Raw genomic sequence first — 16,085 nt, forward strand, 5'->3', positions numbered from 1 at the left:
CGGAGGGACGTAGAACCTATGGGCGAGACGAATGTGCCGTGGTCGGCGACCGGTCTGGATCCACTGGCCGGCCGGGTGCTGGAGCACCTGGTGTCGGTGCGGTCGGCGGACCGTGACGAGGTGGCGTCCGCGGCCGGGGTGTCGCCGTCGGAGGCGGAGCGCGCGCTGGGGCATCTCGCGGAGTCGGCCCTGGCGTCGCGGATCGGCGGCACGGGACCGCGATGGGCGGCCGCGCCGCCGCGTTCGTCGCTCGGCGCCCTGCTGGCCCGCCGCCGGGCCGAGCTGGCCCGTGTCGAGGATCTGGTGGAGCGGCTCTCCGAGGCGCACGAGGCGGTGTCCGGGCCGCGCGCGACCGACATGGTGGAGGTGCTGAAGAGCGAGGACCAGGTGCCGGCGCGCTATCGCCAGCTGCTGATGGGCAGCTCGGTCGAGGTGCTGCATCTGGCGAAGCCACCGTATGTGACGGGTGCGGCGGCGTCGGCCGAGGCGGTCGAGGTGATGCCCGGCGTGCGGATGCGATCGGTGTACGAGACCGACGGCTTCTCCGACGCGACATCGCTCGTGACGGCGCTGCACGGGACAGGCCGGGGCGGCAAACTACGGCTGACCTCGCAGATCCCGGTCAAGCTGGTGATCTTCGACCGGGCCGCGGCGATGCTGCCGGTCTGGCTGGACCGTCCGTCGTCGGGTTCCCTGGTGGTCCACTCCCCCGCCCTCGTGATGGCGCTGGTCGCCCTGTTCGAGAGCGTGTGGCAGCGCGCCGAGCCGGTGTCGCTGGCGAGACGCTCCGAGCTGCCGGCGTCGGGGCGGGAGCTGCGGACGCGGGAGATCCTGCGGATGATGGCGGTCGGCATGAAGGACGAGACGATCGCCCGGATCCTCGACGTGAGCCGCCGTACCGTTCAGCAGCACATCAGCGATGCGGGCGCCCTGCTCGGCGCCCGGACCCGCTTCCAGATGGCCGTGCTGGCGGCGAAGCGGGGCTGGCTGAGCGACCAGGACGACAGCGTGGAGCAGCCGGAGCCGCTGCCGTCGCGTTGACGGCTCGCGCCGGTCAGGACCCGGCGCCGCCGAACAGGCGGGCGTGCACGCCGTCGAGGACGATCTCGAGCCCGCTGTCGAAGCGGTCCTCGGTGAACCGGTGCCGCAGGCCGGCCACCGACAGCAGGCCGTCCAGCCCGTTGCCGAGCACGGTGTCGCGCAGGTACTGGTCGATCTGCGGATGCCCGGCGTAGGGGGTGAGCACCGCGGTGGCCGGGTTGAGAGCGTAGCCGGTGACGAAGCTCTTGATCGTGCCGACGGCGAGGGTGACGTCCTGCGGGGCCAGGCGCGGGGTGATCGCCGGGTCGGTCAGCGCACGCACATGGTCGTTCCAGTGGCGTAGCTGTCCCGGGCCGGGCAGCGGCCCTGGACGGCCGAGGGCGTGCACGAACCAGGGGTGTGCGCGGTAGAGCTCCAGGGTGTCGCGGCCGATCGACCGTAGCCGGGATCGCCAGTCGTCGCCGGAGGTCGGGCGCTGCTCCGCGAACACGCGGTCGACCATGAGCTCCAGCAGCTGATCCTTGGTGTCGATGTACCAGTAGAGCGACATCGCGGTGATGCCGAGGTCCGCGGCGACCCGGCGCATCGACACCACCTCCAGGCCGTCCCGGTCGGCGAGCGCGACGGCGCTGCTCGCCAGGTCGTCACGGGTGAAGGCCTGTCCCTTGGCGGCTCGCGGCGTGCGCGCCGGTCGCAGCCACACCGACCCGTGGGTGTGCTCACCGGTCGACATGGCTCACCACTCTAGTGAGCCTGCCGTCCCGCCTGGCCACCGCACCCCCGAGCCATTCTTGTCATACGTCGTATGTCTACCTGGGCGACCGGCCACAGACTTATCATACGGCGTATGATAAGAATGGTGTCCCCCTATTCCGAGGACATCTTCATGAGTGACTCCACCCCGCCGCTGCGCGCCGAACGGCTGACCTTCTTCAGTGATGCCGTCGCCGCAATCGCGCTGACCCTGCTGGTCCTGCCGCTGGTCGAACTGGTGCCCGAGGCGATCGAGGACGGCGAGACCCCGGCCGAGTTGGTGGGCCATCACGTCGTGCCGTTCGCCAGCTTCCTGCTCAGCTTCTTCGTCATCTGGCGTATCTGGACGGTGCATCACCAGCTGTTCGACCGGGTGGAATCCATCGACCACCGCGTCGTGCGGATCAACTCGCTGTGGCTGTTGTGCGTGGTCGTCCTGCCCTTTCCCGCCGAAATGGTCGGCGCGTACGGCGACGAACCCCTGGTGATCGCGCTCTACATCGGTGTGCTGCTGGCGAGCAGCATCACGCTCACCGTGCTCGCGACCGCCCTTCGCCGGATCAACCCGGCCGAGTCATCTCCGCCCCGGACGTCCCTCGAGCAGCTGGTCGGCAATGCCGTGTGCCTGGCGCTGGCCTTGGTGCTCGCCATGGCCATACCCGGCGCCGGCTATTGGCCACTGCTGCTGCTTCTGGCCGACGGCCCCGTGCTGGCCCTCGTGCGGCGGCGGAGATCTCGACCGTCATGAGAAGGCCGCCCACGGCGCGGCTTTCCCGGCGAACGCACCGGCCACGCGTTCCGGCTGGTCGCGGAGGTCCCGGGCCGCTGCCGGGTCAGTCGGCATTGAGCAGGCCGGCGCCCAGCCCGGTGAGGGTGTGGCGGACCGTGTTGCGGTGCCGCCGGCTCACCACCAGGCCCGCCTCGCGCAGCACCGAGGCGTGCTGGCTGGCGCCGCCGGGTGAGATGCCGATCCGCTGGGCGAGTTCGGTGGTGGTGCAGCCGTCGGCGATCACCCGCAGCGCGGCAGCCCGGGTCACGCCGAGCAGGCCGGCCAGCGCCCGTTCGCCGGGTTCGCCGGGGCGGCGCCACAACCGCAGGGCGGTCGCCGGGTCGAGGGGCGCCGGGTAGATCAGCACGGCCGGCTCGTCGTTCCAGGGTATGTAGAGCCCGGGGTCGGCGTCGTTGAACAGCGACGGGGCCAAGAGCAGACCACGACCCCGCAGGTGTACGTCGAGGACCGCGGCCGGTCCGGACGCGCTGACGCCGAACGAGGCCGGCACCTCCAGGACCGGCGGCTTCCACTGCAGTGTCGGTGCGAGCCCGGCCAGCATCGCGTCCAGTCCGTGGCGGGCCATCACGTCGATGCGGGCGGCGCGTTCGTTGTCGAGCAGCGCCCGGATGCGTGGCCAGTACGGTCCGATCGCCGCGTCGTGAAAATCGGTCAAGGCGTGCGTCATCCGGATCCGGGCCGCGCGGTCGCCGTGCGCGAAGTCGGAGACCCACCCAATCTGGACACCCGCGTCGAGCGGGGTGAAGGCGAATTCGTCCCGTAGCGGTCCGGCCGGTGCGTGGCACAGCCGGTCGATGCCCTCGGCGAGGCTGTCGGAGGCCCCGAGCAGGGTGAACAGGTCGACGAAGCCGGGCGCGGGCGCCAGATGGCGGGCGATGTCGGCCACGTCCGGCGGCAGCCTGCGCGTGGCGGCCAGGGCCGGGTGGCGCCAGCCGTCGAGCAGTGTGCGCTTCTGCGGTCGTTGCAGCACGGACATGCTCAGCTGCAGTTCGGCCAGCGGACCCAGGACGGCCATCCGGACCCGGGCGACGTCGGCGACCGTGAAATGGATTCGCAGCACCTCGTCATCGTGCCGTCCACTGTGGTGTTTTAGCCAGGCCGGAATGTCGTTGATCGGGTTCCCGATAGTGCCGGAATCTGTGGCCAGCCATTCACGCCGCCCGATCCGTGCGGCGACGTTCGACACACGGGAGAAACGTGATGAAACTGCAGACAGCGATCCGGTCGACGGTCGCTATCGTCGTGCTGCTGTTCGGGCTGCTCGTCGCGGGCGGGTCACCGGCGACGGCCGCGCCGTCCGGCCCGTCGCAGGTGGCGGCCGCCTCGTACGCCGACTGCCCCTCGGGCAATGTCTGCTTCTACACCGGCAACGGCGGCACCGGCTCGATGTGCCGATGGAGCGACGCCGACCCCGACTGGTCGGCGGGCTCGGTGCGGTGCAGCTGGGCGCAGACCCAGCCGGCCCGGTCGGTGTACAACCACGGCCAGTCGACGGCCTACACCGCCGTCGCGTTCTACATCGGCCGTAACTACACGAGCTACAACGGGTGCATGGGCCGCGGCTGGATGGGCGACATCGGCCCGGTGTTCCTGCTGTCGCACAGGTGGTACAACGGCGCCTGCTGACCTTCCCGGGGGCAGGACCGCAGCGGCGTCCGCACGGGGGACGCCGCTGCGATCCGTCTCGACCGCGCCCGCGCCGGACTCCGGCAGGCGCAGCACCCGTCAGGGTTTGAGGACTACTTTCTCGCAGTTGTCCTGCTTGTTCTTGAACATCTCGAAGCCCCGTTCCGCCTCGTCGAGCGGCAGGGTGTGGGTGATGATCCGGGTCGGGTCGAGCTCGCCGCGTTCGATGCGCTGCAGCAGGGGCTTCATGTAGCGCTGGACGTGGCATTGGCCGGTCCGCAGGGTCAGGGACCGGTTCATCCAGGCGCCGGCCGGGAACTTGTCGAGGAACCCGCCGTAGACGCCGATGACCGAGACCACGCCGCCGCTGCGGCAGGACATGATCGCCTGGCGCAGCGCGTGCGGACGTTCGGTCTCCGAGCGTACGGCCTGCTTGACCCGGTCGTAGGCGGCGATGTGCGCGCTGCCGTGGGTGGCTTCCATCCCGACGGCGTCGATGCACTTGTCCGGTCCCCGCCCGCCGGTCAGTTCTAGCAGCCTCGACCGTACGTCGACCTCGTCGAAGTCGACCGGGATGTGGCCGGCCTGTTCGGCCATCCGCAGCCGGTACGGCTCCTTGTCGATGGCGATGACCTTCGCGGCGCCGAGCACCCGGGCGCTGTCCATGGCGAACTGCCCTACCGGGCCGGCGCCCCACACCGCGACCACGTCGCTGGGCTGGATGTCGCACATCTCGGCGCCCATGTAACCGGTGGGCAGGATGTCGGACAGGAACAGCACCTGCTCGTCGGTCAGCTCGGATTCGATCTTCAGCGGGCCGACGTCGGCGAACGGCACCCGCGCGTACTGGGCCTGACCGCCCGCGAAGCCACCGGTCAGGTGCGAGTAGCCGAAGATTCCGGCGACCGGATGGCCGAACATCTTCTCCGCGATGCCGGCGTTGGGGTTGGTGTTCTCGCAGCAGGAGTACAGCTCGGCGGCGCAGGCGGCACACGCGCCGCAGGCGATGGGGAACGGGACCACCACCCGGTCGCCGACGCGTAGCCGGTCCGCGGACACGCCGGAGCCGACCTCGATCACCTCGCCCATGAACTCGTGGCCCATGACGTCGCCGTCCTGCATCGTGGGGACGTACCCGTCGACCAGGTGCAGGTCCGAGCCGCAGATGGCGGTGGAGGTGATCCGTACGATCGCGTCGCGTTTGTTCAGGATCTTCGGGTCCGGCACGTCACGGACCTCGACCTTGTTACGGCCGGCCCAGGTGTTCGCCCTCACTGGTCGGCTCCCTTCGCGAGTTCGGCGTCCGACAGCGGTTGCGCCGGGCGTTGCGGGAACTCCTTGCGGGCGCGTTTGCCCCAGGGGGCGCCGTCGGAGCGCACCACCTCGCCGGTCTCCAGGACCTGCTTGAGCCGGCGCAGGTCGTCGTCGAGCTGCTGGTGCGGTTCTTCACCGAAGTACTTGGCGACCGCCTTGCCGATGACGCCGCCGGGGATGTCGTAGATCAGCACCACGTGGACCTCGGTGCTGACGCCGTCCGGGGCGGGCAGGAAGCGGACCGTGCCGGCGTTGGGCACGTCGGCGTTCCCGGTCGAGCGCCACGCGATCTTCTCGCCGGGATCCTCGTCGAGAATCTCCGCGTCCCAGGTGACGTTCTTGCCGAAGGGGGCGGCGGCCGACCAGTGGCTCGTCCGGCTGCCGGTCGTACGAACCTGTTCGACATGCGCCATGAACGTCGGCAGGTTCTCCAGGTCACGCCAGTAGGCGTACACCTCGGAGGCGGGTTTGCGGATGGTCGTCGTTGCCGTCAACTCCATGGATCCTCCTTTGCGTCCGCCGCGCGCCGTCGATGCGGCTGCCGATTCGTCGACCCGGGAGGCCTGCCCGGCGATCAGCAGGTCCGGCACGCCCCGCCCACCGTTGACCGGGAACGGGTCTGGTCATCGCCCCGCCTTCCCGCGAGGAAAACGCCTAAACCGGCCCAGCGACCCCTGGCCCCGTCGGCCCGGTGACATAGGGAAAGAGCCGGGGCATGTAGGCGCACCGATGGGGAAAGCTCGGCCACGGCCCGGGCCGCCGCGTGCGGCCACCATCCCTCGCCCTCCGACCGGGCCGGCGACCGCCGGTGATCCGGCACCCTGCCGACCCGGATCGGAACCGGGTCCAGGCTCACCGTCTAGGAGCGCGTGCCCGCCACCGCAGCGCCTGAGAGCTGCGGGCTCTTGGCGAACTCCCGCACGATCCGTTCACAGAAGGCCGGCAGGTCGTCGGGTGACCGGCTCGTGGTGATGTTGCCGTCGGTGACGACCGGCTCGTCGACCACCTCGGCTCCGGCGTTGCGCAGGTCGGTGCGAACACTGGGCCACGAGGTCAGCCGGCGCCCACGTGCGACGTCGGCCTCGACGAAGTTCCACGGGCCGTGACAGATCGACGCGACCGGCTTGCCCGACCGGACGAAATCCCGGACGAACCGCACCGCGGCGGGATCCATCCGCAGCTTGTCCGGGTTCACCGTCCCGCCCGGCAGCAGCAGCGCCTCGTAGTCGTCGACCGCCGCCTCGCCGACGAGCCGGTCGACCGGGAAGGCGCCGGCGTCGTCGAGGTCGTGGTCGCGGGCCTGGATCTCGCCGCCGCGGAGGGAGACCACGACGGTACGGGCGCCGGCGTCGTCCAGCGCTTTGCGCGGCTGTTCCAGTTCGACCCGTTCCACTCCGTCGGCGGCGAGGATAGCGATCCGGCGTCCGCTCAGCTCCGTGGCCATGTCAGGCACCCGCCCCCGCCATCGCCGGATGCAGGACGACCTTCGTCCAGCCGTCGTCGCGCTTGTCGAAGTGCTCGTAGGCCTCCGGCGCACTGTCGAGTGGCAGCTCGTGGCTGACGATGAACGACGGCTCGGCCTTGCCGCCGGCGATCAGGTCGCGCAGCTGCCGGTTGTATTTCTTGACAGGGGCCTGGCCGGTGCCGAGATGCTGGCCCTTGAACCAGAACATGCCGTAGTCGAAGGCGAGTTTACCCTGCTTCGCCAGCTCGTCACCGGCCCCCGGATCCTCGGGCACGAAGACGCCGACGTTGCCGATCCTGCCGGTGAAGCGCACCGAGGCGACCAGCCGGTTCATCGTCAGGTTGGCCTGCTCCCGGCCGTCGGGCTCGTGCGCCTGATAGCCGACGCACTCGCAGCCGTTGTCCGCCCCGAGCCCCATCGTCTGCTCGAGAACGGCCTGCACCGGGTCGACCGTCGAGTCGTCGATGGCGATCGCGCCGATCGCCTCGGCCAGCCGCAGGCGGTCGGGGTGCCGGTCGACGACCATCACCTTGCTCGCGCCCCGGATCGTCGCCGACAGGGCGGCCATCAGACCGACCGGGCCGGCGCCGTAGATGACCGTCTGATCGCCGGGCCGCACACCGGCCATCTCGGTGGCGTGATAGCCGGTCGGGAAGATGTCGGCGAGCATCACATAGTCGGTCTGGCGCTGCTCGGCGTCCTCCCCCAGCCGCAGACAGTTGAAGTCGCCCCACGGCACACGCAACAACTCGGCCTGCCCGCCGCCGTACGGGCCCATGTCGGCGAAGCCGTACGCGGCACCGGCCATCTTGGACTCAGGCTGGGCGGTCAGACAATAGTTCGTCAGCTGACGCTCGCAGTTCTTGCAATGCCCGCACGAGATGTTGAACGGCAGGACGACCCAGTCCCCCGCACGGATCTTGTCGACGCCGTCGCCGACCTCGACCACCTGCCCCAGATTCTCGTGCCCGAACCAGCGGCCGGGCTCGAAATCGGTGCGGCCCTCGTACATGTGCAGATCCGACCCACAGATGTTCGCCGACGTGATCCGCACCAGCACATCGGTCGGCCGCTCGATCCGCGCATCCGGAACATCCTTGACGCTGACCTTTCTCGGCCCCTCATAGACCACTGCTTTCATCACGATCTCCTCGTCTCGGGCTCTCGTTTCGCCCACGATCGGGCCTACGCTCTCTACTGAAAACACTCGACCGAACGCTGCGAGCAGATACGAGGTTCGCGCCGGTTCGGCCTCGGCGTGCCGGATCCAGCGCCCGCGACACACCGGCCCATCGGCGCCGCCGGCGACATCGCCGGCACCTTGATGACAATTCCGAACACACCCCGGCGCGGGAAACGTCCATGACGCTCGGCCGGGCCGCAGCCGCGCATTTTCGTCAATATCTCCCGCCGCGACGAAATCTGCGCGCACTTCTGATTCTGCAGGCCGTTCCGGGTCATCACAGATCTTCCCGGTCGGCGGCGCCGGAAATGACATCTCCGCGCGAACTCAGGAGTCGGCGCACGCCGGAGACCTGGAGGCCGGACCGGAGCGGTCCGGGGCGACGCACGGCCTTTCCCCGGCCGGGCCACGGTCCTCGCGTGAACGGCTGCTCAAGTCCGGGCCGGGCCGGCCGATGGTGCAGATCATGAGAACCGGCCGGCAACGTGGTGCCCGTGTGCACCGCAATCTGGTGCACGGCGGGTTCATCGTGCTGGTTCTCGTCGCGGTGGCCGCGTGGGCGTTCGGTGGACTGGCCGTACGACTCGGTGTGGTGGCAGTCATCGGTGCGATCCCGGCAGCCGGGATCGTCGTGGGAATGCGGATCAACCGGATCGTCAGCCGCACCTCCTGGTATCTGCTGCTCGCGGCGTCGGCGCTGTTCACGATCTTCAACTACCTGTGGTTCGTACAGCTCGGTCTCGGCCGGGACGTCGGGGCCGCCGGGCCGGCGAACCTGGTGCTCCAGGTCCTCGCCTACGGCAGCATCATGCTGTCGGCCTTGCAGGTGATCCGCAAACACAGTGAGGGTGACCGTGGCGGCATCATCGACGCGGCTCTGCTCGGCGTCGGCCTGATCACGCCGGTGTGGGAGTTCGTGCTGCGCCCCCACCTGCTCGGTCTGGAGGTGTCGGGCGCCAGCCAGGGGATCTATCTGCTGAAGATGCTGTTGCTGACGGGCACGCTGGGCGCGCTGCTGCGGATCGCCCGCACCGCCGGCACCGCCCGCACGTCGTTGATCTACTTCTTCATCAGCATCGGCGCGACCGTCGTCAGTGTGGTGTCGTCGTTGCTGTCGACCCGGCCGGGAAGTGACTACTACTCGCCGTTCGTGGATCTGTTCGCGATGATCGGCTATCTGGGACTGGCAGCGGCGGCGCTGCACCCGAGTTCCACCGAGTTCACGCAGCCCGCAGGGTGGCGCCGGAGCCGTCTCCGGCCGGTCCGGCTGTCGCATCTCGGGCTGGTGCTGGCGATGGTGCCGGTCGTCGGCAGCATGCCCGCAATGGTCGGCGGCTCCACCGACAACATGCTGCTGACCTTCGGCACGCTGCTGGTGATCCCGCTGGTCGTCGCCCGCATCGGCCTGCTGATGGCGGAACGGGCCGCCGACCAGGAGACGCTGCGCTATCAGGCGCACCATGACGAGTTGACCGGGCTGGTCAACCGCCGCCGGTTCTTCGCCCTGCTGGAGGAGGCGGTCAGGTCCGGCGACGGGGTGGCGGTTCTCTACTGCGACCTCGACAGGTTCAAGGCGATCAATGACGTGTACGGCCACGAGGCGGGTGACGAGGTGCTGCGTGTCTTCGCCGACCGGCTGCGCGGCACGCTGCGCAGCGAGGACATCGCGGCCCGGATCGGCGGCGACGAGTTCCTGATCCTGGGCACCGGAACGACCGCCGGTGACGCGGACGCGCTGAGGCGCCGGATCGAGGACGCGACGGCGGCGCCGGCCGTGTGGCGAGGGCATGAACTGTCGTTCGGAGTGACCGTCGGCGCCGCTCACGGTGGTGGCGCGGACACGACCGCGGACGGGCTGATGTCGGCCGCCGACGCCGACATGTATCGGCGCAAGGCCGTACGGCGGGACTCGGTGCCTCAAGCCCCGCGCCACCCCACGGCGGCCGAGGCCTCTCGACGACCGTAGGCCGACGATCGCTCCTGGCGGTGACCAGGGTGCCGGGCATCGGACGACGGCGGTGATGGCCGCCGCCCCATGCCGGGTCGACGAGGTTCCGCGTCCGTCACTCGTAGATGTCGACGTTCATTTTCGGGTGCTGGCCGTCCGGAGATCCTTGGGTGAGGCAGGTCCATCCGGACGGCGGGTCGCAGGTGAATTCGTTGTCGGTGTAGGTATCCGGATCATTCCAATAGATGACGACATCGCCATAGTCCGACGAATAGGTGACCGTGCCGCCGGTGCCGCCCTCGTCCTCGGTCGACGCCGTGGCCATACGGCCGACTCCGTTGGCCGATATCGTGTACGGCGGATCTTGCGTCCATTCCCCGTCGATCACCTGGGAATGCTTGAGGGTCAGTTCATAACTGGTCCGGTTCTTGACGACGACTTTGGTGGTGTAGTCACCGGGAGAGGACGGTGCGGCGAATGCCGCGCTCGGCACCCCGGCGGCGAGCGTTCCGATCGTCAGTGCCGCAGCACCGGCGGCGCGCAGCTGCGAGGCACGGAGAGTGGGCAGGTTCATACGATCCTCCTGAATCGTTGGATTTCCGACCGCTGATTTCGGATGCGGCAGGCATCATCGGCAGGGCCGCTGCCCAGTATCACGGACAAGGATCGGACGCCCTGCCGAAATCGCAGAACTGGACGGGCCGTCCGAGATCGGTGCCGGCAGGCCACGGTGATCGCCATTATGCTCGGACCATTCCCGCCGAATCGAAGAGTCGGTCCATTGAGCGAAAGCGCTGGACGACCTATTCAACGCTCCGTGGCCGCCCGCAGGAGCTCAGCGGCGAACGCGGCCGCACGTTCGATGTGCGGGAGGTGACCGCAGTCACCGTAGACGATCTCCCGATAGCTGCCACCGGCGCCCGCATACCGCTGCAGCACTGCGCGGGTCTGGCCGACCATGGGCTGCGGCGGAGCGACGTCGGCGCCGGGCCAGTCCGGCATCTCGCCGATCGAGCCGCGGTACGCCCGGTCGAGCAGCGACGTGTCCGACATGATCAGATCGCGGTCGCCGCGAATCCAGACGATCGGTGGTTTCGGCTCCGCGCCGGCCAGCGCGTCCGCGACATCGAAGTGCTTGGGTGACATGGCGTTGAGCACGCCACGATCACCGGGCCCGAACCACGGCCAGTTGGTCGCCGGCCCGCTGTCACCCGGATAGTTGTCGTCGCCGACCTGGGCGCTGAGCATCGCCGTGAGCAGAAGCTCCTCGTCGTCGCCGAGTGATGCCGGGTCCGCCACGTACCAGGAGCGCAGCACCGACCGGGGGCTGGTCCGCGCCTCGGCGGTACGGTCGCCCGCATCGAGGCGGGCCACGAAGTCGGGATGAACGGTGCCGCCCCCGGTGCCGGCGAAGTCCGCGCTCGTCGGGGTTCCGTCGAGGTCGCGGGTGCCGCCGAAGCCGTACGGGCTCATCGGCGCCGCCAGCAGCACCGACGTGAACCGGCCCGGGTGGTCGGCGATCATCCGCATGACCACGCCGCAGCCCATCGCGTGCGCCGCCACCACCACCGGCCCGCCCCGCGGGAACAGCACACGGTCGTCGAGCAGCGCGGCCACGTCGTCGGCGAAGTCGCGCAGACCTCGGGTGGCGTCCACCGGCGCCGCCTCACTGCGGCCGTATCCGCGTAGGTGCGGGGCGACGACCCGCAGGCTGTCCGGGAGCCGGCGGATCAGCGGCAGCCAGGACTCCGCGGACGAGCAGTCGCCGTGCACCAGCAGGACCGGCACACCGTCCTCCGGTCCGCCGACTAGCACGTCATAGGTCACGCCACGGGCCGGGCGAAGCCACTCGACATGTTCTTCGATCAGGCGTACGCCCAAGGCTGTGGGTCGGAATGTCTCGTCATGCCGGCGAGCCGCCACGACATACGTCTCGCCGGTCTCCGCCATCCGCGCCCGGATCGCGCGCTGACGTGCCCGGCGCCCCGAGTTGGCTGATCGGCCGTCGTCGACCATGGTCATCTTCTTCCCGCGGATCACCCATGCCACCGCGCGGTCGAAAATGATCACGGAGGGGCTCCACGCTGCGTCATCGACGGCTTGTCCTCGGTCGTTCGGCGTGCTGACGGCATGGGCGTCGAGCCGAACTCGGAGTCAGGCAGAGCGTGGCTGCCGCCGACGACTGTACCCGCCCGGCGGCGGAGGCGGGAGACCCGGTGTTTCGGGGTACGGACCGGAGAACTCGATCACCATCCCGCCGGTCCAGGTTCGACGCGGCGATCAAGCACGGGTATCGGCTGTCAGGGACGGCGTCTTGCGGACGCGATCAGCGAGCCGCCGAGGCCGGGCATCAGCTTGGCCGGCCGGCGCCATTCCCGCCAACGGTCACCCAGTTGCCATCCGACATAGTTGGACCGGATTTCTGTCGTCTCGAATCCGGAGGCCTTCAGAAGCCGGCGCAGAGACTTCACCGTGAAAGGCCGGATGTGCGCGCTCAGATACGGGTGAAGGGCATCTGTTTGCCGCGGCGAAGCACCGAACAGGATACTAGCCATTCTCGAAGAGATGCCGGAAGCAATCGTGAGCCGGCCGGCCAAGCCGCCCAGCAGGCTCGCGGAGCCGCTGCCAATTGCTGACGGCCTCCGGGCGGCAGGTGGACGCGCCGGCGGTGAACGCCGATGACCGATAGTTCCGGGATATGCCCGACGTGATCACTTTGTGCCGCCTAGTGTCGCTGGCATGAAGGTGTGTTTTCGTCTGCTCGCGCCGGCGCTGAGTGCCGTCATCGTGTCGTTGATGGCGGCCACTCCGGCCCTGGCGATCGCATCGGCTCGTGTGGCCAGGCTCTATGTCACCAACGATTCGTATTGCAGCCTGATCGGGGAAGGCTACGGCGGGACCATGCCTCTGGAATGGATCGACGACCCGACCGACGTCATCGCGGCCAACAGTTCCGGGGAAGGCATCGTCACCACGACGGCGAGCCGGCTGGACGCCAACGCCGTGTACCGGATCACCTGCGGCGGCTCGGATGCGGGGACGATCACCTGGTACATGCACGACAACGTGAACGCGCAGGAGGTCAGCTCCACCTACGACCTGGAAGGGAACGGCTTTCTCTGCGTCAGCAAGGACATCTCTGGCGATTCCGAAGCCAGGAGCTTCTCCTTCACACTGCGGGACTGCTGACCGCCTCCAGGGCGGCAGCGCGTCATCGACCTCCCGGGCGGCCCGTAGACGATCGCCCTCCGGTCGCGGCGAGGACCCGGACCGGGCAGCATCGTGGCAGTGCCGGGTCGGGGCCTTCCCTCTTGATCAGGAACTCCGCTGCTCCGGTTTCCGTCTTCGAGGCGAACCCAGCCGGGTCGCACCAGTCACCGGATGTGCCGCCGGCGCCGTTGCGGCTGGTGTCTTTCAGGTACCGCTTGCCCACCACGGCCCGGACGGCGTCGCCGTAGTCGCTGGACTGTGCGCGTGGTGCAGAAGTTCGACACGCTGATCCCCACGCCGGGCGAGCCCGGCAACTGTCGCCCTCTCCGGCTGGAAAATTTCCGGGCTGATGTCCGAACCGGGCGTCTCCGTTCGAGGTCCAGGCGAGGATCACGAACGAAGGAGCCCACGATGACCGCACAGACCACTCCCACCGGCGGCGCTGCCGCCCGGCAGTGCTCGCCGGCCGCCCGGATCACCCGCTCGCTGCTCGGGTACGGCGTGATCGCCGGACCGTTCTACGTGACGGTGAGCCTGGCGCAGGCGCTGACCCGCGACGGGTTCCGGCTGGACAGGCACGCGTGGAGCCTGCTGGAGAACGGCAGCCTCGGCTGGATCCAGATCACCAACCTGATCGTCACCGGTCTGATGACCGTCGCCGCGGCCGTCGGCCTGCGCCGGGCGATGACGGCCGGTCGCGGTCGCCGGTGGGCGCCGTCGCTGATCGCGGGGTACGGGGCGGGCATGCTGGGCGGCGCGGTGTTCACCGCCGACCCGGCCCAGGGTTTCCCGCTCGGCACACCGGAGGTCACCCCCGTGAGCTGGCACGGCATGCTGCACCTGGTGACCGGCGGGATCGGTTTCCTCTGCCTGATCGCCGCCTGCCTGGTGCTCGGCTCCCGCTTCGCCGGCGCCGGGCGGCCCGGTCTGGCCTGGTTCTCCCGGCTCACCGGTGTGGCGTTCCTGGCCGCCTTCGCCGGGATCGCCGGCGGCTCGCACGGGCCGGCCACTCTCGCCTTCGTCGCCGCGATCCTGCTCGTCTGGGCCTGGCTGGCGATCGTCTGCGTCCACTTCTCCCGCGCGGCGTCCTGACGCGGCCACCCGTACCCGGAAGGATCCGATCGTGCGATTCCTGATGATTCTGAAAGCCGCTCCGCCCGCGACCGAACCCCCGCCCGGCCTGATGGACGCGATCATGAAACTGGGCGCCGACGCCACCGCCGCCGGGGCGCTGCTGGACACCGCGGGGCTCGCGCCGAGCGTCGCGGGCGCCAGGGTGTCGCTCGCCGACGGCCGGCTCAGCGTGACCGACGGCCCGTTCGCCGAGGCGAAGGAGACCATCAGCTACGCCCTGTACGAGGTGCGCTCCAGGCAGGAGGCGGTCGAGTGGGCGTCCCGGTTCCTCGCCGTGCACCGTGACATGTGGCCCGGCTGGGAGGGCGACACCGAGATCCTGAAGGTGTTCGGGCCCGAGGACTTCGCCTGATGGGAGGATCGGTGACCGTGGCGGTCACCGATCCTCGCACCGTGGTGGAGACGGTCTGGCAGATGGAGTCGGCCCGGATCATCGCCGGGCTGGCCCGGATGGTCGGTGACATCGGGCTGGCCGAGGAGCTGGCCCAGGACACCCTGGTCATCGCGCTCGAGCAGTGGCCGGCCCACGGCGTGCCGCAGCATCCGGCCTCGTGGCTGACGGCCACCGCCAAGCACCGCGCCGTCGATCTTCTCCGGCGGCAGAGCCGTTACCGGGAGAAACTGGCCGAGATCGGCCGGGCCGCGCCGCACGCGGTCGACCCCGACGTCGCCGCCGGCCTGGACGACTACATCGGCGACGACCTGCTGCGGCTGATCTTCACCACCTGCCATCCGATCCTGTCCACCGAGTCACGGGTGGCGCTGACGCTGCGGTTGCTGGGCGGCCTCACCACCGAGGAGATCGCACGTGCCTATCTGGTGCCCGAGGCGACCGTAGGCAAGCGGATCACCCGCGCCAAACGGACCCTCGCCGGCAGCGGCGTGCCGATCGAGCTGCCGCCACCGGCCGAGGCGTCGCAGCGGCTGGCCTCGGTCCTCGAGGTCATCTATCTGATCTTCAACGAGGGGTACGCCGCGACCAGCGGCGACGACTGGATGCGGCCGGCGTTGTGCACCGAGGCGATGCGTCTCGGCCGGGTCCTGGCCGGTCTCGCGCCGCAGGAGCCCGAGGTGCACGGGCTGGTGGCGCTGATGGAGTTGCAGGCGTCGCGGATGCCGGCGCGGACCGCCGCCGACGGGTCACCGGTGCTGTTGCAGGATCAGGACCGGGGCCGCTGGGATCGCCTGCTGATCCGGCGCGGGCTGCAGGCGCTGGCCCGGACCGAGGGGACCTTCGGGCCGTACGTCCTGCAGGCGTCGATAGCGGCCTGCCACGCCCGGGCGCTGCGGCCGGAGGACACCGACTGGGTACGCATCGCGGCACTGTACGAGGTGCTGGCCTACGTGGCGCCGTCGCCGGTGGTGGACCTGAACCGGGCCGTGGCCGTCGGTCACGCCGACGGCCCGGCACGGGCGCTCGCCATCGTCGACGCCCTGACGCTCCCGCACTATCCGCTGCTGCCCGCGGTCCGCGGCGACCTGCTCGCCAGGCTGGGCCGCACCGCCGAGGCCCGCGACGAGTTCCGCCGGGCCGCCGCGATGACCCGCAATGCCCGGGAGCGGCACGTCTTCGAGTCCCGGGCCGCCGAGCTGGACTGACGAGCCGCCGCGGTCTGATCGT

The 16,085-nt window shown here is 69.8% G+C and carries 17 protein-coding genes; 8 read left to right on the plus strand and 9 right to left on the minus strand.

Annotated features, from left to right (window positions below; genetic code table 11):
* Positions 1–18: 18 nt before the first annotated feature.
* The gene (locus BM290_RS25220; protein WP_093618170.1) at positions 19–1,041 is read left to right on the plus strand and encodes a helix-turn-helix domain-containing protein; all 1,023 of its coding nucleotides are present in this window, start codon (positions 19–21) and stop codon (positions 1,039–1,041) included.
* 13 nt (positions 1,042–1,054) lie between these two features.
* Here BM290_RS25220 and BM290_RS25225 read toward each other — a convergent pair whose 3' ends face one another.
* A complete protein-coding gene (locus BM290_RS25225; protein ID WP_093618172.1) occupies positions 1,055–1,774 on the minus strand; it encodes a TetR/AcrR family transcriptional regulator in 720 nt (239 codons plus the stop codon).
* Positions 1,775–1,927: 153 nt separating this feature from the next.
* Here BM290_RS25225 and BM290_RS25230 point away from each other — a divergent pair, with 153 nt between their 5' ends.
* A complete protein-coding gene (locus tag BM290_RS25230; RefSeq protein ID WP_177319894.1) occupies positions 1,928–2,542 on the plus strand; it encodes a TMEM175 family protein in 615 nt (204 codons plus the stop codon).
* Between the two features lie 85 nt (positions 2,543–2,627).
* Here BM290_RS25230 and BM290_RS25235 read toward each other — a convergent pair whose 3' ends face one another.
* The gene (locus tag BM290_RS25235; RefSeq protein WP_143133937.1) at positions 2,628–3,644 is read right to left on the minus strand and encodes an ArsR/SmtB family transcription factor; all 1,017 of its coding nucleotides are present in this window, start codon (positions 3,642–3,644) and stop codon (positions 2,628–2,630) included.
* A 140-nt stretch (positions 3,645–3,784) separates the two neighbouring features.
* Here BM290_RS25235 and BM290_RS25240 point away from each other — a divergent pair, with 140 nt between their 5' ends.
* Positions 3,785–4,210, plus strand: a complete 426-nt coding sequence (locus tag BM290_RS25240; protein WP_093618178.1) for a peptidase inhibitor family I36 protein — start codon at positions 3,785–3,787, stop codon at positions 4,208–4,210.
* 99 nt (positions 4,211–4,309) lie between these two features.
* Here BM290_RS25240 and BM290_RS25245 read toward each other — a convergent pair whose 3' ends face one another.
* The 4 genes from BM290_RS25245 to BM290_RS25260 all read right to left on the minus strand — a co-directional run bounded on the left by BM290_RS25245 (position 4,310) and on the right by BM290_RS25260 (position 8,421).
* Positions 4,310–5,485 carry a zinc-dependent alcohol dehydrogenase gene (locus BM290_RS25245; protein ID WP_093618180.1) on the minus strand — a complete coding sequence of 392 codons (1,176 nt, stop codon included), beginning with the start codon at positions 5,483–5,485 and terminating at the stop codon, positions 4,310–4,312.
* Complete coding sequence (locus tag BM290_RS25250; protein ID WP_093618182.1) at positions 5,482–6,024, minus strand: SRPBCC family protein; 543 nt, start codon at positions 6,022–6,024, stop codon at positions 5,482–5,484. The genes BM290_RS25245 and BM290_RS25250 overlap by 4 nt, the downstream gene beginning before the upstream one ends.
* A gap of 359 nt (positions 6,025–6,383) precedes the next feature.
* The gene (locus BM290_RS25255; protein ID WP_093618184.1) at positions 6,384–6,968 is read right to left on the minus strand and encodes a type 1 glutamine amidotransferase domain-containing protein; all 585 of its coding nucleotides are present in this window, start codon (positions 6,966–6,968) and stop codon (positions 6,384–6,386) included.
* A gap of 1 nt (position 6,969) precedes the next feature.
* Positions 6,970–8,421 carry a glutathione-independent formaldehyde dehydrogenase gene (locus BM290_RS25260; protein WP_239143640.1) on the minus strand — a complete coding sequence of 484 codons (1,452 nt, stop codon included), beginning with the start codon at positions 8,419–8,421 and terminating at the stop codon, positions 6,970–6,972.
* Between the two features lie 247 nt (positions 8,422–8,668).
* Here BM290_RS25260 and BM290_RS25265 point away from each other — a divergent pair, with 247 nt between their 5' ends.
* A complete protein-coding gene (locus tag BM290_RS25265) occupies positions 8,669–10,138 on the plus strand; it encodes a GGDEF domain-containing protein (RefSeq protein ID WP_177319895.1) in 1,470 nt (489 codons plus the stop codon).
* A gap of 97 nt (positions 10,139–10,235) precedes the next feature.
* Here the strand turns inward: BM290_RS25265 and BM290_RS25270 are convergent, their stop codons facing one another.
* The 3 genes from BM290_RS25270 to BM290_RS47510 all read right to left on the minus strand — a co-directional run bounded on the left by BM290_RS25270 (position 10,236) and on the right by BM290_RS47510 (position 12,675).
* Positions 10,236–10,694, minus strand: coding sequence for a hypothetical protein (locus BM290_RS25270; protein ID WP_093618188.1), 459 nt, complete (start codon positions 10,692–10,694; stop codon positions 10,236–10,238).
* A gap of 233 nt (positions 10,695–10,927) precedes the next feature.
* Complete coding sequence (locus BM290_RS25275; RefSeq protein ID WP_239143639.1) at positions 10,928–12,190, minus strand: alpha/beta fold hydrolase; 1,263 nt, start codon at positions 12,188–12,190, stop codon at positions 10,928–10,930.
* A 230-nt stretch (positions 12,191–12,420) separates the two neighbouring features.
* Complete coding sequence (locus tag BM290_RS47510) at positions 12,421–12,675, minus strand: hypothetical protein (protein ID WP_143133938.1); 255 nt, start codon at positions 12,673–12,675, stop codon at positions 12,421–12,423.
* Positions 12,676–12,859: 184 nt separating this feature from the next.
* Between BM290_RS47510 and BM290_RS25280 the strand changes: the two genes are divergently transcribed.
* From BM290_RS25280 to BM290_RS25295, 4 genes are all read left to right on the plus strand, one after another.
* Entirely contained in the window at positions 12,860–13,309 is a 450-nt protein-coding gene (locus BM290_RS25280) for a hypothetical protein (RefSeq protein ID WP_093618190.1), read from the plus strand.
* Between the two features lie 432 nt (positions 13,310–13,741).
* Positions 13,742–14,422 carry a DUF998 domain-containing protein gene (locus tag BM290_RS25285; RefSeq protein ID WP_093618192.1) on the plus strand — a complete coding sequence of 227 codons (681 nt, stop codon included), beginning with the start codon at positions 13,742–13,744 and terminating at the stop codon, positions 14,420–14,422.
* Between the two features lie 31 nt (positions 14,423–14,453).
* Positions 14,454–14,816: a YciI family protein gene (locus BM290_RS25290; RefSeq protein ID WP_093618194.1), complete on the plus strand. Its 363-nt coding sequence runs from the start codon at positions 14,454–14,456 to the stop codon at positions 14,814–14,816.
* Positions 14,816–16,063, plus strand: coding sequence for an RNA polymerase sigma factor (locus BM290_RS25295; protein ID WP_239143638.1), 1,248 nt, complete (start codon positions 14,816–14,818; stop codon positions 16,061–16,063). The genes BM290_RS25290 and BM290_RS25295 overlap by 1 nt, the downstream gene beginning before the upstream one ends.
* The last annotated feature ends 22 nt before the right edge of the window (positions 16,064–16,085 follow it).

Origin of the sequence: Actinoplanes philippinensis, from assembly GCF_900113015.1 — a bacterium.
In the GTDB taxonomy this organism is placed as follows: domain Bacteria; phylum Actinomycetota; class Actinomycetes; order Mycobacteriales; family Micromonosporaceae; genus Actinoplanes; species Actinoplanes philippinensis.